The sequence below is a fragment of the Dyadobacter sp. genome, assembly GCF_017744695.1.
In the GTDB taxonomy this organism is placed as follows: Bacteria; Bacteroidota; Bacteroidia; order Cytophagales; family Spirosomataceae; genus Dyadobacter.
The window spans coordinates 193267-215429 of record NZ_JAGIAS010000004.1; the positions used below are offsets into that span (position 1 = coordinate 193267).

21 protein-coding genes are annotated in these 22163 nt (G+C 50.1%); 8 read left to right on the top strand and 13 right to left on the bottom strand.

The window, feature by feature from the left end; translation table 11 throughout:
* Window positions 1-40: 40 nt before the first annotated feature.
* The 4 genes from rpsB to J7619_RS16890 form a co-directional block, all read right to left on the bottom strand.
* Window positions 41-859, bottom strand: a complete 819-nt coding sequence (gene rpsB / locus J7619_RS16875; protein WP_291200829.1) for a 30S ribosomal protein S2 — start codon at window positions 857-859, stop codon at window positions 41-43.
* 175 nt (window positions 860-1034) lie between these two features.
* Window positions 1035-1421 carry a 30S ribosomal protein S9 gene (rpsI, locus tag J7619_RS16880; RefSeq protein ID WP_015812950.1) on the bottom strand — a complete coding sequence of 129 codons (387 nt, stop codon included), beginning with the start codon at window positions 1419-1421 and terminating at the stop codon, window positions 1035-1037.
* A 3-nt stretch (window positions 1422-1424) separates the two neighbouring features.
* Complete coding sequence (rplM, locus tag J7619_RS16885; protein WP_026350982.1) at window positions 1425-1868, bottom strand: 50S ribosomal protein L13; 444 nt, start codon at window positions 1866-1868, stop codon at window positions 1425-1427.
* A 125-nt stretch (window positions 1869-1993) separates the two neighbouring features.
* Window positions 1994-2695, bottom strand: coding sequence for a hypothetical protein (locus J7619_RS16890; RefSeq protein ID WP_291200837.1), 702 nt, complete (start codon window positions 2693-2695; stop codon window positions 1994-1996).
* An 18-nt stretch (window positions 2696-2713) separates the two neighbouring features.
* Between J7619_RS16890 and J7619_RS16895 the strand changes: the two genes are divergently transcribed.
* The 5 genes from J7619_RS16895 to J7619_RS16915 all read left to right on the top strand — a co-directional run bounded on the left by J7619_RS16895 (window position 2714) and on the right by J7619_RS16915 (window position 6415).
* Window positions 2714-3466 (top strand): DUF1080 domain-containing protein, encoded by a 753-nt coding sequence (locus J7619_RS16895; protein WP_291200838.1) that lies wholly within the window; start codon window positions 2714-2716, stop codon window positions 3464-3466.
* 64 nt (window positions 3467-3530) lie between these two features.
* Window positions 3531-3773, top strand: a complete 243-nt coding sequence (locus J7619_RS16900) for a hypothetical protein (protein ID WP_291200841.1) — start codon at window positions 3531-3533, stop codon at window positions 3771-3773.
* 122 nt (window positions 3774-3895) lie between these two features.
* On the top strand, window positions 3896-4699 hold the full coding sequence (locus J7619_RS16905) for a Rossmann-like and DUF2520 domain-containing protein (protein WP_291200844.1): 804 nt from the start codon (window positions 3896-3898) through the stop codon (window positions 4697-4699).
* Between the two features lie 64 nt (window positions 4700-4763).
* The gene (locus tag J7619_RS16910) at window positions 4764-5285 is read left to right on the top strand and encodes an HAD family hydrolase (protein WP_291200846.1); all 522 of its coding nucleotides are present in this window, start codon (window positions 4764-4766) and stop codon (window positions 5283-5285) included.
* 11 nt (window positions 5286-5296) lie between these two features.
* Window positions 5297-6415, top strand: coding sequence for an acyltransferase (locus J7619_RS16915; protein WP_291200849.1), 1119 nt, complete (start codon window positions 5297-5299; stop codon window positions 6413-6415).
* On the opposite strand, the gene J7619_RS16920 is transcribed toward J7619_RS16915, so the two are convergent.
* Entirely contained in the window at window positions 6416-7243 is an 828-nt protein-coding gene (locus J7619_RS16920) for a polysaccharide deacetylase family protein (RefSeq protein ID WP_291200854.1), read from the bottom strand. It abuts the gene before it with no gap.
* A gap of 36 nt (window positions 7244-7279) precedes the next feature.
* Here J7619_RS16920 and J7619_RS16925 point away from each other — a divergent pair, with 36 nt between their 5' ends.
* Window positions 7280-8500 (top strand): exonuclease subunit SbcD, encoded by a 1221-nt coding sequence (locus J7619_RS16925; RefSeq protein ID WP_291200856.1) that lies wholly within the window; start codon window positions 7280-7282, stop codon window positions 8498-8500.
* 292 nt (window positions 8501-8792) lie between these two features.
* Here the strand turns inward: J7619_RS16925 and J7619_RS16930 are convergent, their stop codons facing one another.
* The 5 genes from J7619_RS16930 to J7619_RS16950 form a co-directional block, all read right to left on the bottom strand.
* A complete protein-coding gene (locus J7619_RS16930) occupies window positions 8793-9179 on the bottom strand; it encodes a TraR/DksA C4-type zinc finger protein (RefSeq protein WP_106595637.1) in 387 nt (128 codons plus the stop codon).
* A 190-nt stretch (window positions 9180-9369) separates the two neighbouring features.
* Complete coding sequence (locus J7619_RS16935) at window positions 9370-10350, bottom strand: pyruvate dehydrogenase complex E1 component subunit beta (RefSeq protein ID WP_106595638.1); 981 nt, start codon at window positions 10348-10350, stop codon at window positions 9370-9372.
* A gap of 208 nt (window positions 10351-10558) precedes the next feature.
* Window positions 10559-11434: a transglutaminase family protein gene (locus tag J7619_RS16940; protein WP_291200859.1), complete on the bottom strand. Its 876-nt coding sequence runs from the start codon at window positions 11432-11434 to the stop codon at window positions 10559-10561.
* A complete protein-coding gene (locus J7619_RS16945; RefSeq protein WP_291200862.1) occupies window positions 11424-13976 on the bottom strand; it encodes a circularly permuted type 2 ATP-grasp protein in 2553 nt (850 codons plus the stop codon). Before J7619_RS16945 ends, J7619_RS16940 begins: the two co-directional genes overlap by 11 nt.
* A 27-nt stretch (window positions 13977-14003) precedes the next feature.
* Window positions 14004-17420, bottom strand: coding sequence for a DUF2126 domain-containing protein (locus J7619_RS16950; protein WP_291200864.1), 3417 nt, complete (start codon window positions 17418-17420; stop codon window positions 14004-14006).
* 304 nt (window positions 17421-17724) lie between these two features.
* Between J7619_RS16950 and proC the strand changes: the two genes are divergently transcribed.
* Together proC and J7619_RS16960 are read left to right on the top strand one after the other, a co-directional pair.
* Window positions 17725-18528: a pyrroline-5-carboxylate reductase gene (gene proC / locus J7619_RS16955; RefSeq protein ID WP_291200867.1), complete on the top strand. Its 804-nt coding sequence runs from the start codon at window positions 17725-17727 to the stop codon at window positions 18526-18528.
* Window positions 18529-18671: 143 nt separating this feature from the next.
* Window positions 18672-19586: a DUF1338 domain-containing protein gene (locus J7619_RS16960; RefSeq protein ID WP_291200870.1), complete on the top strand. Its 915-nt coding sequence runs from the start codon at window positions 18672-18674 to the stop codon at window positions 19584-19586.
* Here the strand turns inward: J7619_RS16960 and J7619_RS16965 are convergent.
* From J7619_RS16965 to J7619_RS16975, 3 genes are read right to left on the bottom strand one after another with little or no spacing between them, the layout of a single operon-like run.
* Window positions 19583-19879: a hypothetical protein gene (locus J7619_RS16965; protein WP_291200873.1), complete on the bottom strand. Its 297-nt coding sequence runs from the start codon at window positions 19877-19879 to the stop codon at window positions 19583-19585. The genes J7619_RS16960 and J7619_RS16965 overlap by 4 nt on opposite strands.
* Window positions 19879-20142 carry a DUF4160 domain-containing protein gene (locus J7619_RS16970; protein ID WP_291200876.1) on the bottom strand — a complete coding sequence of 88 codons (264 nt, stop codon included), beginning with the start codon at window positions 20140-20142 and terminating at the stop codon, window positions 19879-19881. Before J7619_RS16970 ends, J7619_RS16965 begins: the two co-directional genes overlap by 1 nt.
* Before the next feature lie 37 nt (window positions 20143-20179).
* Entirely contained in the window at window positions 20180-22117 is a 1938-nt protein-coding gene (locus tag J7619_RS16975; RefSeq protein ID WP_291200879.1) for an SGNH/GDSL hydrolase family protein, read from the bottom strand.
* Window positions 22118-22163: the final 46 nt, after the last annotated feature.

A 22163-nucleotide genomic window follows, 5' to 3' on the forward strand; every position in this document is an offset into this window, starting at 1 on the left:
GTATGGCGAGTTATTTAAAAACTACACCATATTGCCCTTTTTACTCTTCGTCGGATTCAGCAACTTCTGCTTCTGCCGCAACTTCGGCGCGAGGGGCTGCCTCTTCACCTTTGTCAGCTGCGCGTTTTGCTTCTTCTTCCTCTACCAGGCGCTGATCGTCTTTATCTTGTTTGCGTTCCATCAAACCTTCTTCGATAGCCTTACCGATCGCCAGGGTGATCAACGAGATTGCTTTGTAAGCATCGTCGTTAGATGGGATAGGGAAGTCAACCAATTCAGGGTTTGAGTTGGTATCGCAGATCGCAAAAATAGGGATGTTCAATCTTTTTGCTTCTGCAACCGCAATGTGCTCGCGTTTTACATCAACGATGAAAAGTGCCGCTGGAAGGCGAGTAAGGTCCGCTACACCACCTAGTACTCTTTCCAGTTTCTCCTTTTCACGTGTAAGCATCAGGCGTTCTCTTTTCGCAATATTGCTAACCGTGGCTTCGTCTTTCAGCATCTTCTCGAGAGTCTGCATTTTTTTCAAAGACTTGCGAATTGTGCCAAAGTTTGTCAGCATACCACCCAACCAACGATCAGTCACGTAAGGCATTTTAAGGCGTTTCGCCTCTTCCGTTACGATTTCCTGCGCTTGTTTTTTAGTAGCAACAAACATGATCTTACGTCCTGAACGAACGATCTGTTTCAGCGCAGCTTCCGCTTCGCCAAGGCAGCTCAAAGTTTTGTTCAGGTCAATGATGTGGATCCCGTTCTTCTCCATGAAGATATACGGAGCCATCCGTGGATCCCACTTGCGGGTAAGGTGACCAAAGTGGACACCTGCATCCAATAGTTCTTTATATTCTATTTGTGCCATTGCCAAATTTGATTTAAAATATTTTTAGACTTGTTACGCAGCACGAAGCATCGGGCACGATAAGCGACGTCTGGACTTGTGGAGTTCAAAGTTTATGAGTAAATGAGTTGAAAGTGATAAAATAAACACTGAACTCATGGACTCTAAACTCATGCACCGCGCGGCGGACCGCTCATTAACGTTTCGAGAACTGGAATCTTCTGCGTGCCTTAGCGCGTCCGTATTTCTTACGCTCAACCATACGTGGGTCACGGGTAAGGAATCCTTCTTTTTTCAATGCGCCGCGGAATTCGCCGTTGTATTGAACCAGTGCACGTGAAACCGCCATACGGATAGCTTCCGCCTGGCCTGAGATTCCACCACCTCTTACGTTTACTTTGATATCGTAACCATTTCCACCTGAGATTGTTGCAAACGGTTGTTGCAATACGATCTGGTGTACTTCAAATGGGAAATATTCTTTGTAATCACGACCGTTAACTTTGATATCGCCTTTACCAGGTGTAAGGTAAATACGAGCAACGGCTGTTTTTCTTCTACCTATTGTGTTGATCACTTCCATGAATTACAATTGGATTTGCTTTGGTTGCTGTGCGCTGTGCGGGTGTTCTGCGGCAGCGTAAACAAACAGGTTTGTAAATAAACGACGTCCCAAACGGTTCTTTGGAAGCATGCCTTTCACGGCTTTCTCGATCACACGCTCAGGGTGTTTTTCGAGCAACTCGCGAGGAGTCTGAAAACGTTGACCTCCCGGGTAACCTGTGTGGCGAACATAAACTTTGTCCGTCATTTTCTTACCTGTCAACTTGATCTTATCGGCGTTGATAACGATAACGTTATCACCACAATCCACATGAGGAGTGTAGCTTGCTTTGTGTTTGCCTCTGATAATTTTAGCAACTTCGCTGGCCAAACGACCAAGAACTGCATTTTCAGCATCCACAACAATCCACTCCTTGTTTACTGTGTTTTTGTTCGCCGAGATGGTTTTGTAGCTTAACGTATCCACGATTAACAAAAAATTAAATTGATTTTCAATAATTTACACTGTAACAAGACAGTCCATCGCAAAATGGGAGTGCAAATATAGAGTTTAACAAATTGAATTACAAGTATGTTTGTGAAATTCATTTGTCAATTCCCTAATGCAAAGGCTAATGCGACGTACGGAAGACCGTAAATTTTGGACACATGTCGCTGGCTGTTATCAAGGTAAACATTGAAATCATCACTTTTTTTGGTCGTGTAAGTAAGCCTGGTGTAAGTGTAGCCGAGCTTGACACCGATCTGCCGGCTTACCTTGAAACGCACAAATGCTTCCGACTGCCCGGTGTTCCTGCGCAGGGCGAGCGGCAACGCATTGAATACCGTCGGCTTACTGGCTAACCATTGGTTGTAATTGGGCATGCCCGTACCGTTTGTGGGAACGGTTTTCTCATAATACCCGTGCCTTTTCGAGCCATAGGTCAGCCCGAGTAAATCGGTATTCACACCCATATCGAGTTTCCAGAAGCTCACATTCACGCCTGCGAGGAAGCTCAGGCCGTTGACGGACACATCCCGGTATTCCAGATAGTCCTTGATGCCCGCAATGCGTTCGGTATACAGATTTGCCCTACCTCCATAGAGCCCCCACACCCTGAACCCGATGCCAAACCGCAGCCAGGGAAGCTTTTGCGAACCTATTTCCTCGTGATACATAATAGAAGGTGCCCAGGAGTCGCGCCCCAGGCTGGCACCTACATCCACACCGCCAGCGATAGGGGTAGTATATTGTGCGTGTGTAAGAGTGGCATTCAGTAATAAAATGGCCAATAGTCCTTTTAAAATTTTCATGAATGAACCCATAGTTAGATGATGAATTCTACAATAATAACCTATCCCCGAAAGAAATCACGGGTTATCCGTTTGCAAGCGGTTATATTGCTACTTTGTGGGTTATCCGGGAGCAATTTGTATGCACAAAGCAACGATCATCTGGGATTTGTACCGCTTTTCAACGGCAAAAACCTGAACGGGTGGGTCGATGTGAACACCTCCAAAGAAACCTGGAAAGTCAAAAACAGCACATTAATATGCTCCGGCAAACCGATTGGCGTGATGCGCTCCGACCGGCAATACGAAAACTTCATCCTCGAAGTAGAATGGAAGCACATGGAAGCCGGTGGTAACTCGGGGATATTCATATGGAGCGAGGGCACCCCGCAGGAGCACGACCCGCTCACAAAAGCCATTGAAGTACAAATGCTCGAACTCGAATATGCCCCGCAACATAATGCTACCGAAGACTACGTGCACGGCGAGCTCTTCCCCACTATGGGCATGACCGCCATCCCCGACAACCCCCGTGGTATCCGTAGCAAATCCCTCGAAAAACGCTGCAAGGGCAAAGGCGAATGGAACAAATATGTGGTCGTGGCGGTCGATGGTACGGTAAAACTTTCAGTGAACGGCAAGTTCGTGAACGGCCTCCGTGCCTCCGAGCGCAAGAAGGGCTACATCTGCCTCGAAGCCGAAGGCGCCGAAATCCATTTCCGGAACATGCGCATCATGGAGCTGCCGGGAGGGATTACCACGCCGGAGCAGGTGGCGCCGGTGGTTCATTGACGGTATTTGAATGGGTATGCGCAGGCAAAATATTATATTAGCATAATAACCAACTGAAAATGCCATGCAACAAACATTTCAGGTAAACGCATCGGATCTTGATAACCGTTTTATAAAATCGGTTCAGGACATTTTTGGCGACAGAAAATTAAAGATCGTAGTGGAAGATATTGCGGAGAGCAATGAACACAAAGACGCGCTCTTGGACAGCTTATTCGGCAGTTGGGAAAGTGAGGAAACTGGGGAAGAATTGGTAAAAATGATATATTCAAATCGAAATGATTCACCAAGGGACATTGAACTATGAGTCAATATCTACTGGATATCAATATTTGCATACGCATTGAGATATGATCTTACCTTAGTGACCCGAAACACAAAAGATTTTACACATCTGGCTGGTATTCAGCTGGAAAATTGGATAGATCATTGAAAATCTCCTTCATTGGCGCTGGTAACGTCGCCTGGCACTTGGCGCAGGCGTTCGAGGACGCAGGACACTGGATTTGCGAGGTGTACAGCCGCGACACGCAGAAAGCGCGTCAGCTGGCTTCGTCGTTGTATGATACCAATATCCAGCCCGACCTCAATTTCTCGGATAGCGAAGCCGAGGTGATCGTGATCGCGGTGACCGACGACGCGATCGAAAGCGTGATCCAGCGCGTGGTACTCCCCGAGGGCGTCATACTCGTGCATACGTCGGGTACGCGCTCGCTCGCTGAATTCCAGAAACTTGTGGAGATTTATAGCGACGTATATGTCCACACGGGTGTGTTCTATCCTTTACAGACTTTCACCAGGGACGTCGAAATGGATTACAGTGAATTGCCGTTCTGTATTGAATCCCGGAACGAACTTATTGAAGGCAAACTCATGCAGCTGGCATCGAGCGTGAGCAATAATGTAACCCGAATGGATTCCGACGAACGCTTCATTCTGCATGTTGCAGCCGTTTTTGCGAGCAACTTTACCAACTATATGCTCACGATCTCCCATGATCTCCTCGAACGGGAACAGCTCAACTTCGACCTGCTGAAACCGCTCATCCAGACAACCATTTATAAAGCCATGGCATCCGACGATCCTTCGATCGGCCAGACCGGCCCGGCCCGACGCGGCGACTGGAAAACCACGGCCCGCCACCTTGAATATTTGCAGGAAACCAATGAGGACTACACCGAAATATACCGCCTGCTCACCGACAAGATCCGGAACCTCTACATTTCAAAATAATAAGTAGCCGCACCGTCACGAAAAAAGTTAGGCTATATTTGCAGGATTCACAATTCTGCTATTCATGAATTCGACTTTAACGGAACGTTTCAAGCGCATTACTACCTTCATTTTTGATATCGACGGCGTCATGACCGACGGCAGTGTCATCGCACTCGAAACCGGCGAGCAACCCCGCATTTTCAATGTGCGCGACGGGTACGGCATTAACCGGGCGATCAGAATGGGTTACCGTGTGGCAATTATCTCCGCGCAAAGCCAGGTAGGCGTACGCAAACGGCTCGAATATCTCGGTGTTACCGATATCTTCATCGGCACTTCACCGGATGGCAAACTGCCTGTTTTCAAGAAGTACCTTGCAGAAACCGGCCTCACCGAAGATGAAATCGTATTTATGGGCGACGACCTGCCCGACTACGAAGTCATGCGCACGAGCGTGATGGGCGCATGCCCGGCCGATTCTGCCGACGAAATCCTCGCTATCGCTGATTATGTTTCCCCAAAAAACGGCGGCCGCGGTGCCGTTCGCGACCTGATCGAACAGGTAATGAAAGTACAGGGAAAATGGATGGCCTGGTTTGAATAAAGAGCTTGGTGGTGGATAAGAAAAAGCGCTATTTCCCAAATCTGAACGGTATCCGTGCCATTGCGGCATCGCTGGTGGTATTTCACCACCTCGAACAGGCCAAGCATGCATTGGGCATTGCCAACGTGTATGATATGCCCATTATCCAGCATGCGGGCCGGCTCGGCGTAGGGTTATTCTTCGTCCTCAGCGGATTTCTGATTACTTATTTGCTGCTGGAAGAACGCGGACGGTTCGGGAATGTCGACGCTAAAAAATTCTATCTGCGCCGCGTGTTCCGCATTTGGCCCATTTACTTTCTCATCATAGGGTTATCATTCTTCGTTTTTCCCCACATTCCGATATTCGATTACCCGGGCATTGAAGAAAAGCTGACCGTAAACCTGCCCGAGCGCCTCACGTTGCTGCTTTTGGTACTGCCTAACTTTGCATTTGTCCTCTATGACCTACCATACTGGTGCGCGCAAACCTGGTCGATCGGCGTAGAAGAGCAGTTTTACTATCTCTGGCCATGGTTAATCAAATATCCCAAAAAGCGCATTCCCATTCTGGTATTCTTCCTTTTATTAACAGCCGGCCTGCTCTACCTGGGGCTTGAAATGGCTGATCCGTCGGAAGAGACCCGGAAATCGATGATCACGACATTCCTCGGCCAGTTCCGCATTCAGACGATGGCTTTGGGCGGCCTGTGCGCATGGCTCGTTTACAATGATAAAATGAAGTTCCTCGACTTCATTTTCCGGAAAGACGTGCAGATCATCGCCTATGTGCTGTTACTTGCACTATTTTTCTCAGGCGTACATTTCTTCGGATTCCTGGAAATATATGCGCTGTTCTTCGCATTCTTCGTACTGAATGTCTCGTGCAACCCGAAAACGATTGTGCATTTGGGACATCCGGTGATGGATCATCTGGGCAAAATCTCTTACGGGCTTTACATTTACCACGTAGCCGTGATTGTCGTGATCATCAACCTTTTCGAAATGTACGCGCCGGGTTGGCGGGATGGAAGCTATCAGGCGGTTCTATATGTACTCAGCTTCGTCGGCTCGGTGGCAGTGGCTACGTTTTCTTTCAATTATATTGAAAAACCACTCCTCGCATACAAGGACCGGAAGTTCGGCCGCTAGCTATTGGAACTTCGGCAGTTCGGACATCGTATAGAATTTCAGTTTCTCCTTATCAGCCTCGCGTAAAATCGCGGCCAGGAAACTCACATTAAAGCCATACTTCCCATTCTGAGGCGCGCTGTACAACGGCTCGTGCCCGAAAATCATCAATGCGGTACCATTTTCTTTCGCTTCCAGGATGGCCTCCGCCACCTCTTCCTCCGTTACCTCGTCATAATCGACCATCAGCGCATCCACTTTTTGCGCACCGTCGAATGCATAATAAATCGAATTCATCCAGCGCGGCGGCCAGGCGTAGAGCTGAAAACCTTTGTATTTCCTTCTTGAAATGGCCACGTCCCTTAAAATTGTAAAACCTTTCGCCAAAAGGACTGAATCGACGCGATCGTTATGATTCCCGCCCGGGTGGGCGTAGGAAGTGGGCTTGAAACCTGCCGCGTTCATATGCCGCAGGCCTGGTCCAAGCTCGGTTTCTATATATCCTTTCGGGCCGCCGGCGGCCATCAGTTCGGTAGATTTGGCGTGAACAGTGCCGTGGAAACCTATTTCATGCCCTTCTTTTTCAAGCTGTTTCAGCATCGATACTTCTTCCGCATTCAGGCTGTCCGGGCAGGTAATGAAGAAGGTCGCTTTCGCATTGTATTTCTGGAATAATGGCCTCAGTTCATACCATTCTTTGATAAAATGATCATCGAACGAAATAGCGATACCGCCTGCATTGGGTTTACCGGACGGGCTTCCACAGCCCGCAAAAGCGACCGCCATCACTGCTACGAGTAGCGAGAAGAATCCGTTTAATGCCTTCAAGGCGGTTTTAATGTATTTCAAAACTGATCTGTTATTTTCGCTAAATTAACGACACGGATGAAAATACTGCACACCGCCGACTGGCATATCGGCAAAAAACTCGACAACTTTTCCCGCCTCGACGAACAACGCCTCGTCCTGGAAGAAATCTGCGAAATCGCGGAGCGCGAGGCTGTCGATGCCATCGTCGTTGCCGGAGACCTCTTCGACAATTTTAACCCATCGTCGGAAGCGACCGAGCTTTTATACAGCACATTACACCGCTTGTCGGCCAACGGCACCCGTGCGGTCATCGCCATTGCGGGCAACCACGACTCCCCCGAGCGTATTCAGGTACCCGACGCGCTCGCCAAAGTTTGCGGCATTCTTTTCGTTGGGTTCCCCAATACCGAGGTCAAACCATTTTGCACGCAGGGACAGGTAGATATTGTCAAAACGGCACCCGGATTTATCGAAATCAATCTCCCTAATGCTGCATTTCCCCTGCGCGTATTGCACACGCCTTACGCGAACGAGCAACGCCTGAAAACCTTCCTGGGTGTAGAGGAATCGGAAGAAGCATTACGCGTGCATTTGCAGGAACATTGGCAAAATCTCGCGGACCAATATCTGGACAATAACGGCTTCAACCTGCTGGCAACGCACTTGTTTGTGATGCAAAAAGGCGGAGAAATGCCCGAGGAGCCCGACGACGAGCGCCCGATCCTACATATCGGCGGTGCGCAAGCCATTTATACCGAAAACTTCCCGAAACAGGTGCATTACATTGCGTTAGGGCATTTACACCGTTTTCATCAGGTCGATAAAGTGCCTGCTCCCGCAGTGTATTCCAGCAGCCCGCTGGCTTACAGCTTTTCCGAAGCCAATCAGACTAAATATGTGATCCTGATCGAAGCCGAGGCCGGCAAATTGACTGGCTACAAACCTATTGAATTGTTGAAAGGCAAAAAACTGCGCCGGAAAAGCTTTCATAGTATCGACGAAGCGGTCGAATGGCTCGGCGGACATCAGGAAGACTTGATTGAGCTGACCATTATTTCCGATAATTACCTCGAAGCATCCGACAAAAAGCGGTTAATGGAAGCGCATTCGGGCATTATCCAGATCATTCCGCAGATTAAGAAGAACGAAGTGGCGGATACGTCGTCGGAGGTTGACCTTTCGCTGAGCATGGAGAAGTTGTTCCAGGAGTATTTCAAAAGTAGAAACAAAGGCCAAGAGCCCTCAGAAGGGCTAATGGAGGTTTTTCGCGAGGTATTAGGCAGCGAAGCGGAGTAAAAGCTCCGGAGAGGCACCCTGTTTGTAGCAAATCGATCTGCCTAACTGAGCTGGCACGAAGGTCTTCCTTCGAGCAAACTATTCGCAGGTCTCCGGCCGGTCCATACCGCGAAGGCCGTAGTACATTATCGACCGGCCGGAGGCCTGCCAATAGCGCGTGCAAAGCAGGAGATTTGCACTATCGCACAACAAACATTCCATAAACAGAAGGCGGCCCTGCGACCGCATTAAACAAACGAGGCTACTCCTTCCGGAATAGCCTCGTTTGCGTTTTATCTGATCTTGTGACGATTTAGCTAGCTCTTTTCAGCTTCGCTTCGATAGTCTGCTGAGTATGCGGTACAATGCGCAGGCGCTCTTTCGGGATCAGTTTGCCCGTGTCAATGCAAATACCGTAAGTACCGTTTTTAATGCGGATCAGCGCGTTTTCGAGCTGTACCGAATATTTTTGAAGACGTGCGGCCAACTGGCTCAAATTCTCACGCTCACTGGCATCTGCCCCATCCTCCACTAATTTGGCCGCTCCGGCTGTTACGTCCGTGCCGCTATCGTTTTTTTTACTCAATCCCGTTTTGATGTATTCGAGCTCACTTCTTGTCGCTTCCAGTTTCCCACGGATCAGCTCTTCAAACTCCTTTAATTCTTCCTCTGAATATCTTGTTCGTTCTTCTTGCATAATCTGAATTGATTTGTTAGTCTACATCAAGGAGCGTTCAAAGCACAAAAGTACTAGTATTCTGCCTATTTCGGAATAGTATTTAATTAATAACCACTTTCAAATGAGAAACTTACTAACACTGACATCAGGGGCTATAATCAACAAAGCCAAAACCTGGGTCGGTAATGGCTTCGCTGTGAATCTCTGAAGATTATTTATAAAGCACCGATTTCACGGCCTCCACTGTGCGCTTCACGCTAGGCAGGATCTCTTCGATCAGCGTTGGCGCATATGGAAGAGGTACATCGCGGCTGTTTACACGGATCACCGGCGCATCCATATAATCAAATGCATGGCGCTGGATATGGTAAGCGAGTTCCGAAGAAATAGCAGCCAGTGGCCAGGCTTCTTCCACTACCACGCAGCGATTTGTTTTCTTCACTGATTCGATCACAGTAGCATAGTCGATAGGGCGAACGGTGCGCAAATCAACCACTTCCACGTCGATACCTTCTTTTTCGAGTTGAAGCACCGCCGGCATTACCACGCGGGGAATCATCTTACCGAAAGAAACGATAGTTACGTCTTTACCCTGGCGTTTGATATCAGCCTTCCCCAGTGGAATAAGGTATTCTTCCTCGGGAACAGCCATTTTATCACCGTACATCACCTCCGATTCCATGAAGATCACCGGGTTGTTGTCGCGGATGGACGATTTCAGCAAGCCTTTTGCGTCGTAAGGGTTCGAAGGAACCACCACTTTCAAACCAGGCGTATTGGCAAACCAGTTTTCGAAGTTCTGGGAGTGCTGTGCGCCTAGCTGACCTGCATTACCGGTCGGCCCGCGGAACACGATCGGGCAACCGTACTGGCCGCCTGACATCGAAAGAATTTTCGCCGCACTGTTGATGATCTGGTCGATCGCCACGAGTGAGAAGTTGAATGTCATGAACTCGACGATCGGGCGCAGGCCGTTTCCGGCAGCCCCTACCGCAATCCCCGCAAAGCCAAGCTCCGCGATAGGCGTATCGATCACGCGCTCAGGGCCGAACTCATCGAGCATTCCCTGACTCGCCTTATAAGCACCGTTGTATTCCGCAACCTCTTCCCCCATCAAAAAAATACTCTTGTCAAGGCGCATCTCTTCCGACATAGCGTCGCGAATGGCATCTCTAAATGCTATTTCTTTCATTCGTAATTCTGATAATTATTAATTCTTAGAAGAAACCACTGCAAAATCATTACATCTGACACAGACCGACCTGCGCGGTTACATTAAAAGAGGTTTTGTATACTTATTTCAAAATGATCTGGTAAAATTAGGCAACACCAGCCAATTCTCAAATTCTTTACCGGAACCATTCTGTTAAAAAATGGGGTAAATGCGGCGCATTCCGGTATTAAATCGGGATCACGTCCACTTCTACTGAAAGCGTGTGTTTTCCGTAGCTGAAAATAATGCCTTTCAGCGGCGGCACATCACTGTAATCGCGGCCCCAGGCGGTGACAATATGGCGCTCGCCGGGAACGACATTATTGGTCGGGTCGAAGTCACACCAGCCGTAATCGGGAATAAAAACCGAAATCCAGGCGTGCGAAGCGTCGGAGCCCTGCAACTTGGGTTTTCCCGGCGGCGGAAGTGTTTCGAGGTATCCGCTGACATACCGCGCTGCGAAGCCGAAACTCCGGATACAGGCAATGGCCAGATGCGAAAAGTCCTGACAAACGCCCTTTTTAGCCGCCAGCACTTCCTTGATAGGTGTGTTCACCGTCGTGAAATCAGGCATGAATTTGAACTCCGTGAAAATTTTCCGGCAAAGTTTGGCAATGCATTCATACAATGGCACATGGTCGTCGAAACAATCGCTTGCATATGCCTTGATTTCCGCGTCCCATTTCACCAGCGGGCTCGGTAATGTGTACTCCAAAACTGAAATCTTCGTCGCGCGGTCGCCCGTGAGCCGCTGCCTGGCCTCTCCACTGGTTACCGACGAAGGAATGAACAACGATCCCGTACGTTCTTTCAAACGCTCGACGACCGCCGTCGTGAGCACGGTGAGTGCTTTATGGGGAGAATGCAGGGAAAAATAATGCGTGGTATTCCCGTAAAAATCAACCCGCTCACTGATCTGCGCTGGTTCCGGGGTGATTTTAATGCTAAAATCCTGACAAAGCTGGTCGGGTAACGTACGCGGCGTGAGGCACACGAGGCTGTGATAATTATTCACCGCCTCGGCGTACTTGTACTCGGTTTTATGGATCAGCTTATACTTCATCCGTATCGTAGTCCATCGGTTCGAAAGAGTGGTGTATCAATGTGTGACTGAAATACTGGTTGGTCAGGTAAATGGATACCGAGCTCACCAGCCTGGCGACTTCCCCGAGCAGGGTAAAAAGCTCCTCCCGTTCCTCTTCGGCGTTGCATTTGCACAAATCCTGGATATTCGAGAGTTTGATGAGCGTCGATGCTTTCAACGCGAGCTTTTCAGCCTCATTCAGCCTCTCTCCGTGCGCGGTAGCCGGCAGTTCCGCGAGGTTTTTACCCAGCTCATCGAGCATATAAGTCAATGAATAGGGCAAACGCGGTTCAAGCAAAATCATATCCAGCATCGTCTCCACACTCAGGTGCGATTTGTAGATCTGCCTGTAATTCACCAGCATATGATGATTGATCAACGTTGCCTCAATCAGCTCGTTTTCCACCGCAGCCGTACGCCCAACACCAAAATTCGACTGGATCACGCTGATCCTTGACAATATCCTTTCAATCAGCTTCCCGGTTTCCAGCAGCAGGTAACTGTTATCCCGCGGCATACTTTCCGCAATCACGCCCAGGAACGTAAACATATTGTTGAACAGCTTGTCGAGCGTCCGCTGAATGTTGGTGCTGTTCATATGCGAAGCATGGCGGATCTCGTGGTAGCCGTTATCAATCAGGTCCACGATCCGCCAGATTTCCAGCTCCCACTGGTTCCGCACCGCACCAACGGCGTTCAGGAACGAGCCGATATTCGAAGCCACCGTCCCTGCGCGGCAGTTGTCGGAGATCAATGCGATGATTTCCTTGTAGGGATCATTCAGCTTCTCATCCGCATCCAAAAATCCGGGATAGGTAGCCGAAACATGCGTGAGCGACTGTAAAAGCACTTTAATATGTTCCTGCTTCGCCGATCCTCCGAAATTGCGGTCGAGGTTGAGCACATTGATGGTAATGTTCATGAACTTGATCACCGCCATTGTCCGCTCGCAGTACCGCCCTACCCAAAACAGGTTTTCGGCGCTCCGGCTCGGGAGCGAAACGTGCTTGTTCACCGCGGCAGGCGTATTCAGGACAATCCTTTCCTGCGGTTCATCAGACTTATCGGACACGATCCAGGTATCTTTCGAAAACCCGCCCTGCTGGTTGGAGATCACGAACCGGTCCTTCACCGCCGAGCTGCGCGTAAGCCCGCCCTGCATAACGTGGTAGCCGTTTTCATCCGCCACCATAAATGCCCGCAAAGCGGCATACCGGGGCTCTATCACCCCGTTGATCAACGAAGGCGTGGTGGAAAGGCTTACCTCCTGCTGCGCGATAAAATCGTGCGGTCGCTGGATAATCATCGCTTTCAGCTTTTCTTTTTCCTCCTTGCTCTGGGTTCGGCCATAAATCGAGGCAAACTTGGATTTTCGGTTGGCCTTTTTGATGATCAGTTCATCGATATTGTCGAGCACGTAGGTCAATTCTTTCTGATGGCCGCACCACCAGGTGGCCACATTGGGCATAATCAGCTTTTCGCCCAGAAAATACTGGCATATATTCTCCATGAATGCCAGAAAAGCATGGTTTTCCAGCACGCCTGATCCCGGCGGGTTCATTACCTGCACATTACCGAGACGGATTGCCTGCAACAGGCCCGGCACGCCAAGACGCGAATCTTCCCGCAATTCCAGCGGGTCGCACCAGTCGTCGTCAACGCGGCGTACAATCACGTCCACTTTTTGCAAACCATCGATGGATTTCAGCCACACGCTTCCGTTACGAACGAGCAGATCGTCGCCTTGCGCGAGTGTATAACCCAGGTACGAGGCCAGGTAGGCGTGTTCGAAATAGGCCTCGTTGCCGGGTCCCGGCGTCAGGTACACGATATTCGGGGCGTCGCGGGTTTTGTCCGAGAGCCTGAGTACGGTGTTTTGAATGCTGTTAAAAAAAGGCGAGAGCTTGCTCACATACATGCCGTCGGCCAGTTCAGGCAGCAGCTTGCTCATCACAATTCGGTTTTCGAGCGTGTAGCCCGAGCCGGAGGGTGCCTGCGTGCGGCTGTCGAGCACCCACATTTGTCCATCCGGCCCCCGTGCCATATCAGCGGCAAACAGCGTCAGCTGCCTCGGTCCGGGAACCTTAATATCGATGCAAGGCCTTAAAAACCCTGTGTTTTCAAATACGAGTTCCGCCGGAATGACTGCATCCTTTACGAGGTTTCTGGGTCCGTATATATCCTTCAAAACGAGGTCGAGCAACAGGGCCCGCTGCTGCAAACCTTTCGAAATCTTCTCCCATTCGCGGTGTTCGATCAGGAAAGGGATCGGGTCGAGCTGCCAGGGGCGGTTCATGCCGTCGGGGCTTCCGTAAACGTTGTAAGTCACGCCATTCTCCCGCAGCCTGCTGATAATCTCCTGATTGCGGTTTTTGAGCTCCTCAATACCCAGTTTTTCCAGCGTGGCGAAAAGCGCCTGCCAGTGTGGCTTCAATTTTCCGTTGGGATCCAGCACCTCGTCGTAGGAAGTCAGGCCGGCTTGATAGGATTGTAACAGATTCACGGAAGCCTCGGTAAGCATATTCAAAATCAGGGTTATACTGCAAATCTATCGCGATTTCCAGAATTTGCGTAAATCCAGTGTATTGGGATACTCCGGATTGATCAGTTCGATCGGGGTGTCGCCGCGCATTTCCTTTTTCGTTTCGGCCACAAACCGGGAAACGCCCGAGGCCGTTTTCTCCACAACAGGCACCTCGCGTGTCGCAGACGGCGTATGCCCGAAGCCTTGAAACAGGCTGATCTTGCGCGATTCGGCCTCAAAACTATTGACCGGATAAGTATCAAAACTGCGCCCGCCGGGGTGCGAAACGAAATAGGTACAGCCGCCCAATATACGGTTATTCCAGGTATCCACAATATCGAAAACCAGCGGCGCGTCAGCCCCGATCGTCGGGTGCAATGCCGACGGCGGGTTCCAGGCTTTGTAACGGATACCCGACACATATTCGCCTTTGATCCCCGCGCTCCGGAGTGGTACACGGCAGCCGTTGCAGACCAGAATATGCCTTCCCTCCACAAAACCACTCACTTTTACCTGCAACCTTTCCAAAGACGAGTCCACAAACCTTGCTGTGCCCGCATTCGACAATTCTTCTCCCAAAACATGCCATGGCTCGATGCCCAGCCGCAGTTCCAGCTGAATGTTATCCACCGTAATGCCGCCATAATGCGGGAAACGGAACTCGAAGAACGGGTCGAACCAAGAAATATCGAAGTGGTAGCCCGCCGCTTTCAGGTCGTTCACCACATCCACCATATCCAGATAAGCGAAATGCGGCAACAGGAAGCGGTCGTGGAGCTCGGTACCCCAGCGGATGAGCTTATGCTTATAGGGTTCTTTCCAAAACTTCGCGATGAGCGCACGTATGAGCAGCGTCTGCACGAGGTTCATATGCTTGTGCGGCGGCATATCGAATGCCCGGAATTCAAGAATACCCAGCCGTCCGCTCGACGAATCGGGCGAATACAGTTTATCCATACAAAACTCCGAGCGGTGGGTGTTGCCCGTAATATCAACCAGCAAATTCCTGAAAATGCGGTCCACCATCCAGAATGGCACTTCACCATGCTCAGGAATCTGGTCAAAAGCGATTTCAACTTCGTAAAGGCGCTCGTCGCGGCCTTCGTCGATACGCGGCGCCTGGCTGGTAGGGCCAATGAACGGACCGGCAAAAAGGTAACTCAATGCCGGATGGTGCTGCCAATAGGTCAAAAGGCTCCGCAGCAGATCAGGGCGGCGCAATATCGGGCTATCTGCCGGTTTGGCCCCGCCAATCGTAACGTGGTTACCGCCACCGGTGCCGGTATGCCGGCCATCGACCATGAATTTGTCCGTACCCAGCCGAGAGAAGAATGCCTCTTCATACAATGCGCTGATGTTGTCGACCAACTCCTGCCAGTTTTTAGCCGGATGTATATTCACTTCGATCACCCCCGGATCCGGTGTGACAATCAGTTTCTGCACCCGGTAATCCGACGGTGCCGGGTAACCTTCAATGCGCACCGGCATTTTCAATTTTTCGGCAGTGGCTTCGATGGAAGCCATCAGATCCAGATAATGTTCGAGATAATCAGTTGGTGGCAGGAAGACGTAGATAATCCCGTCACGTTCCTCCACGCAGAGCGCCGTTTTGATTACCGGTACATCGAAAAGCAGGTTATTTTGCTCTTCTTCCTCCTTTTTCTTTGAATCCTCTTCCTCATCGACGGGCTGAATATTCAAAGGCAACTTATACGGAGGCGCCACGGAACCATAACGCGCCTGCACAATGGGCTGGTAATCCGCCAATGCAGGCAAATCCTCGAACGGACTGCGTTCCACCGGCTGTTCGCGCCGCTCTTTGGCGATCTCGGGCAGCGAGTTCAATGGCAAACGATAACCCATCGCCGAATTTCCGGGTATCAGGAAGCAGTTGCCTCGCCGAAACTGCCAGGCCGTGCTGGTCCAATGCATCCCGTCCCATCTGACAGGTATCACAAATCCCGCCGGGTTGTTCAGGCCCTTTTCGAGCAATTTGGCCAGTGTCCGGCGTTCGACAGAATCCTTGAGATTCACTTTCAAAGGATCGACATTGACGGGCAGTTTCCCCTCCTCCATGGCCCAGTAAACAGGGTCTTCGTAAGCAGGAGTAATGTTATTGGTGTCGATACCCAGGTATTTGGCTAGCTCCGAAGTAAAAATCTCAGCCTCCCTGAAAGTATACTTCGTCTGTCCTTCCTTGGTGATCAGATCGTCGTTTTTCCACATCGGAACACCGTCATTCCGCCAGTACAATGCATATTGCCAGCGTGGGAAAAGCTCACCGGGATACCACTTGCCTTGCCCAAAATGAAGCAGCCCACCGTGCGCAAATCGGTTTTTAAGCCTTAACGAAAGGTCGTAGGCCAGTTGCCGCTTCAATGGTCCGTCGGCAGCTGTGTTCCATTCGGCCGATTCGAAATCGTCTATGGAAATGAAGGTAGGTTCGCCGCCCATTGTCAGGCGAACGTCATTTTCCTGTAAATCTTTTTCCACATCATAGCCCACCTGCATCACCTGCGCCCACTGTTCTTCTGAATAAGGCTTGGTTACACGCGGATCCTCATGAATGCGAAAAACCTTGTTGTCAAATTCAAAAGTCACTTCGGCAACATCCGTGGCTCCCGAAACCGGGGCTGCACTGGCATAATCGGGCGTACAGCAAAGCGGGATATGGCCCTCGCTGGCAAAAAGGCCTGAAGTAGGGTCCAGGCCGATCCATCCCGCGCCCGGCACGTACGCCTCCGTCCACGCGTGCAGGTCGGTAAAATCCGCCTCGGGCCCGGAGGGTCCGTCGAGTGACTTGATATCGGAAGTAAGCTGCACCAGGTAACCTGACACGAACCGTGCGGCAATGCCCAGATGCCGCAGGATCTGCACCAGCAGCCACGCCGAATCGCGGCAGGACCCACTTTTGATGGTAAGCGTCTGCTCGCAGGTTTGCACGCCCGCTTCCATCCGGATATTATAATTGATAGCCTTGTACAACTCCTGATTGAGATACACCAGGAAATCGACGGTTTTGATATCCTGTTGTATTTTCAGGTTTTGGATAAAATCCATCAAAAGCGGTCCCGCCTCACGTGGTTCGAGATATGGGCCCAGCTCTTTTTCCAGCGTTGCCTCATATTTGAAAGGATATTTGTCCGCATAATCCTCCACAAAAAAATCAAACGGATTAATCACCTGCATTTTGGCGATCACTTCCACGTCGATGCTCAGCTCCGTTGTCTTTTCCGGAAACACAACCCGCGCCTGGTAGTTTCCGAATGGGTCCTGCTGCCAGTTGATGAAATGATTTTCGGGCGTAATTTTCAGCGAATAGCCTTCGATCGGCGTGCGCGAATGCGGCGCGGGGCGCAATCTGAAAATATGCGGTGAAAGTGAAACACTCCGGTCGAACTTATATCGTGTTTTGTGCGAAATAGCAACTTTTATAGCCATAATAGGAGTATTACAATAAAATTAGATAATTTGGCAAGCAGGGATATATCAAATTCTAAACAAATGCATTACACTTATTTTTCAAAATATAAGGTTGGCATAAATCATCAAAGCAGAATATTATTTCCCTTCAATACTTACCTGTCCGATGCACTCCGCCCGAATCCCCGGCAAAGCTAAGGAGTGTTATAAAGAACATGCCTCATTCATCATTAATTAATCTGCAAGCCTTCGCAGGACAGATAATTCCTTAAAAGTTACGTAATTCGCCAAAATCCTTACGATACCATTAATTTAGTCCAAAATGAAAATTGCTATCATCGGCTGCGGCAACATGGGTATGGCCTTCGCCCGCGCCTTCCTGAAATTTGACCTCGTCAAAAACCAGGACTTTTTACTGGTTGAAAAAAGCACCGACCGCATGGACAGCCTCACCAGCTTCCAACCGGGCGTGATCACCGGCGTGATCGGCCCGCAAATCGGCGAATACGACCTGATCATCCTTTCGGTGAAGCCGCAGGATTTTCTTTCGGTGGCCGGTGCGCTCAAAGAAGTCATTAAGCCCAGCCAGGTAGTATTGTCGATTATGGCCGGCGTCACGATCGAAGGCATTCAGAATGCCCTGGATCATAAAGCGGTCATCCGCGCAATGCCGAACACGCCTGCCATGCTTGGAATGGGCATTACCGCCTATTCAGCATCACCCGAAGTAGATTTACATCAATTACGCAAAATAGAAAACCTCATCAATGCAACCGGCCGGTCGGTGTTCCTGGAAGATGAGGAGCAACTGAATGCGGTAACTGCGTTGAGTGGTAGCGGGCCGGCTTACTTTTTTTACGTGGTGAAAGCGATGATCGAGGCCGGTAAGCAAATGGGCTTTGAGGAAAACGTGGCCGCATTGCTGGTAAAACAAACCATGCTGGGCTCCTATCACCTGATCAATACTGCCGACAAATCGCTCGACGACCTGATCAAGGCCGTTGCATCCAAAGGAGGAACCACCGAGGCTGCATTACGCCAGTTTGAAGCCGGCGAGCTCGATAAAATACTTGAAAAAGGCATTTTCGCCGCACAAGTGCGCTCGACGGAATTGTCGAAAGGATAAAAAAAGACTAAAATTACGCCCTTTTGTCAGCCTGAGCGGAGTCGAAGGCCGGTACAGAAACGGCCTTCGACTACGCTCAGGCTGACAATTGAATGTATTTCTAACCTACATAGACACTTCACAATCATCAAAAACTGAAAAAAATGAAACCGTCAGCCAGCAAACTCGCCACCCTCGACATTGTTCTGAACGGCCTTATGCGCCGCTACAAAGAGCGCGTTCCGGACGTGGGTATTATCCTCGACGCCATGGTGAGCGACGGCGTTGTTAAAACTGCCGACGATATCGAAAACGATCATATCGCATTCCGCACGATGGGTGTGCCTCAGCTTGGCGTACAATCGTTCGAGAAAATATTCCTGCATTACGGCTACGAAAAACGCGACCACTATTTTTTCGAAGGCAAAAAACTCGACGCCTGGTGGTACGCGCCGCCGCGCGAAACCGACCCGCGCATTTTTGTGAGCGAGCTCCGCGTAGGCGACCTATCGCCAGAAAGCCAACGCATTATCCGCAGCTACACCGATGAAGTCACCACCGACCCTGTCGATTCCCTCGACCTCGACAACGGCGAAGCCGTAGATGCATTCCTGCACCAGCCACTATGGCGTACGCCTACCGTGGCCGATTACCAATCGCTGCTCAAAGAAAGCGAATACGCCGCGTGGGTGATTTACAACCGGTACTACCTCAATCATTTCACAATCAGCGTCCATCACCTGCCCGAAGGCTACAACACCGTAGCGCATTTCAATGAATTTTTAGAAAAACATGGTATTAAACTCAATACGTCAGGCGGGAAAATCAAAGTAAGTCCGGATGGAGGCCTGTTACAAAGTGCTACCGTAGCGGAAATGCTGGACGCGGAATTTGCAAATGGTGAGAAGTTGCGTATTTCCGGCTCGTACGTTGAATTCGCCGAGCGGAAAGTGCTACCGGAATTTACAAACCTTCCCAAGAGTGAAATTAAGCGAAAGCACCGGCGGGATGGTTTTGAAGCGGGGAATGCGGATAAGATTTTTGAAAGTACGTATACGACGCAGACGGGGCGGAATTAGGCGAGTGTAGAGTTTTCGAAAAGTACATCCGGACAGAAATCCAGCGGCCCGGGAATTATCGTTCCGTCGTAATCTTCCATCTCGGTCAGGTTATCCCAAAGTATGGTTCTGCCATCGGTCCTGGCCTGAACGAAAATTTCAGGTTGAAGAATCTTGCCAAACAGACTGTCTTTCCGGCCTTCATATTCCCCAAGAAACCTCCTGAAATCCGTAACCCGAACCTTCCCATCAGTCCAAAGTGATTGGATGACGAACGGTTTTACGGACAATATTTCTTTGACTCTCGGATTCATTATTGCAATGGCCTGATCTTTCGCAGCCTTCCATTATCCTTCTGGGACTCTTCGTAGTTCAAAAACAATTCGTCCCTATAAAGTTCCACCCACGCCTGAATAAGCCTTACCTGCTTTCTGGGCAAATCGCCCACGATCACATTTCCCGTCTCAATTGAAAACTGTGCTTCCTGTCCGCCGTATTCGGCATGAAAATGCGGAGGAAGATGGTCTTTGAAATACATGTAAATAATGATTCCGAAGAAACGGGAGATTTCGGGCATATCCAATTAGTTTAGTGTGTGAAAAACCTATTGCTATTTACTCATTAACAAGCAAATGCACAACCCTTACTGCATTCCCTTCGCTCTTCTCATTCTTCTCGCTTGAAATCGTCAGATGCAGCTTATGCTTCCCGGCTGAAAGTTCGTCGGCAAGCATGAGGTACCAGGGCAGATGCAGCTGATTGCTCCATGGCGTGTAGGTATCGAGCGTTTTCGGATTTTTCCCGTCGATGGTGTAAGTGATCTTCCCGGCGTCCGGCCCGGAGATGATGGCGATCCCTACCCCGCGGCCTTTGAATTCGAAATCCAGTGACGAACCGGCGGTTTCACTCACCAGCATCGGCACGTTCACAAATCCGGGTCTGGTGGAAAATTTCACCTTCGGCTTCCAGTCGGGATCCAGCGTAAAGCCTTTGAGGTTTTTGGCTTCTTCGAGCTTGTGGTAGCTGCCTTTGTCGTACGAGAAACGGTCCATTGGAGCGGGGAGCTTGATATCGCCGGTCGCGGCGGATTCCATTTTCAGCATTTCCTTGATCGTCTGCGCGTAAATCTCCTGACCGTAGGGCGACGGGTGCAAATCTTTGAAATCATATTTCCAGTTGAATTCACCGGCTTTGATCCGGTCGTACACTTCTTTGGCCAGATTGATGTAAACCGCCCCGTAATATTTCGCTACACGCTCGTGCACGCCTACCTCTACGGGCTCCTTGCCCGCTTCATAGTCGTCGTTCTTTTTAGGCTCCGCGAAGGCCATCATCACCACATTTGCTTTGGCATTAGCGGCAAACATTTGCCTCAGAATACCATCCAGGGCCCTGATCTGCGCCTTTTCACTGAATCCATTGCCCCGGTCGTTTACCGCCGCTTCCACAAAAAGCAAATCCGGCGTGCCCTTGGCGAGCACGTCGCGACTGAAACGCATGGAATGCGGCGTACTGCCCAATGATGGAATTCCGGCTGCAATGAATGTGAATTCCGTATCCGGGAAGTGCTCCTGTAAATATTGGGACGTCTTGTCGAGCCAGCCCGGATTATGCGTAATGGAGCCGCCGAGGAATGCTACCGTCCCCTTCTTGCTCGTGCGAAACTTCTCAAATGCATTACCCAATCCTCTATTCAAAGTAATGTAAGTCGAGTGCGGCAATGGCTTTTGAACAGGCACGCTGTTCTCTTCGATAAAATTGGCGAAGAATTCGGGATGTTCGATCGGGAAGTGGTGCCCATCGAGCGTTTGCTCGCCGCGCGTCATCGGGTACACGCTCACAGGCCCGCCTAATGCAAGGTAATTTTTGACCAGCAGGTCCGTATTTTCTGCAACCGGCGCGTGTTCGTCTTTTAACCCAACCACATGGACAATGGGTACTTTGTACGAAGCCAGGCCAGCGAGGTCGTTTAATGGAATGTCAGTGAAACTGGCGGCCTGCTCTTCCGTCATGTTGAATATTTTCTTCCACGCCTCCCAGTCCTTAGGTGAGCCTTTGCCCTTTCCTTTGCCACCCGGCCAGCTTTTCGGGTCGGCGACGGGCGCTTCGGCGTAAATGCAGCTCACTTTGTCGGGGTTCCGCTTAGCCCAGCCATACACATACAATCCACCGCGGCTCACACCTTCCAACGCCACTTTCGGGGCGAAATGCTGCTCTTTCACCAGGTAATCGTAGAATGCGTCCCACACCTGCATCGCTTTCGGGTGCGCGAACAGGTCATTGGTATTCACATAAGCCACATGAAACCCGCGCGAGAGCAAAATGCTGTCCATATCGGTGTGCCATGTGGGGAAATGTGCCCGCCACACCCACGGGTTCCCTTCAATTGCCTTTCGGGGTTTCACGTACCACGCATTGCGGTCCTGAAATGTGAATTCTACTTTTTCAAAACCTTTCCAATTCGTCGTTTTTGGGGAAATCTGAGCTGAAATACGGATCGTAGGCAGCATGAATACCGCCAGCCAAAGCAGTACAAAACTTTTCTTTTTCATAGTGTTGAAAAGATGAAAAGCGGGCAATTTTACCGCCAGTAACGGC

Excerpts from the sequence above, each read along its gene's own strand:
- rpsB (WP_291200829.1), bottom strand. The coding sequence starts at position 859 with ATGGCACAAATAGAATATAAAGAACTATTGGATGCAGGTGTCCACTTT.
- rpsI (WP_015812950.1), bottom strand. The coding sequence starts at position 1,421 with ATGGAAGTGATCAACACAATAGGTAGAAGAAAAACAGCCGTTGCTCGT.
- J7619_RS16890 (WP_291200837.1), bottom strand. The coding sequence starts at position 2,695 with ATGAAAATTTTAAAAGGACTATTGGCCATTTTATTACTGAATGCCACT.
- J7619_RS16895 (WP_291200838.1), top strand. The coding sequence starts at position 2,714 with ATGATGAATTCTACAATAATAACCTATCCCCGAAAGAAATCACGGGTT.
- J7619_RS16900 (WP_291200841.1), top strand. The coding sequence starts at position 3,531 with ATGCAACAAACATTTCAGGTAAACGCATCGGATCTTGATAACCGTTTT.
- J7619_RS16910 (WP_291200846.1), top strand. The coding sequence starts at position 4,764 with ATGAATTCGACTTTAACGGAACGTTTCAAGCGCATTACTACCTTCATT.
- J7619_RS16925 (WP_291200856.1), top strand. The coding sequence starts at position 7,280 with ATGAAAATACTGCACACCGCCGACTGGCATATCGGCAAAAAACTCGAC.
- J7619_RS16935 (WP_106595638.1), bottom strand. The coding sequence starts at position 10,350 with ATGAAAGAAATAGCATTTAGAGATGCCATTCGCGACGCTATGTCGGAA.
- J7619_RS16940 (WP_291200859.1), bottom strand. The coding sequence starts at position 11,434 with ATGAAGTATAAGCTGATCCATAAAACCGAGTACAAGTACGCCGAGGCG.
- J7619_RS16945 (WP_291200862.1), bottom strand. The coding sequence starts at position 13,976 with ATGCTTACCGAGGCTTCCGTGAATCTGTTACAATCCTATCAAGCCGGC.
- J7619_RS16950 (WP_291200864.1), bottom strand. The coding sequence starts at position 17,420 with ATGGCTATAAAAGTTGCTATTTCGCACAAAACACGATATAAGTTCGAC.
- proC (WP_291200867.1), top strand. The coding sequence starts at position 17,725 with ATGAAAATTGCTATCATCGGCTGCGGCAACATGGGTATGGCCTTCGCC.
- J7619_RS16960 (WP_291200870.1), top strand. The coding sequence starts at position 18,672 with ATGAAACCGTCAGCCAGCAAACTCGCCACCCTCGACATTGTTCTGAAC.
- J7619_RS16965 (WP_291200873.1), bottom strand. The coding sequence starts at position 19,879 with ATGAATCCGAGAGTCAAAGAAATATTGTCCGTAAAACCGTTCGTCATC.
- J7619_RS16970 (WP_291200876.1), bottom strand. The coding sequence starts at position 20,142 with ATGCCCGAAATCTCCCGTTTCTTCGGAATCATTATTTACATGTATTTC.
- J7619_RS16975 (WP_291200879.1), bottom strand. The coding sequence starts at position 22,117 with ATGAAAAAGAAAAGTTTTGTACTGCTTTGGCTGGCGGTATTCATGCTG.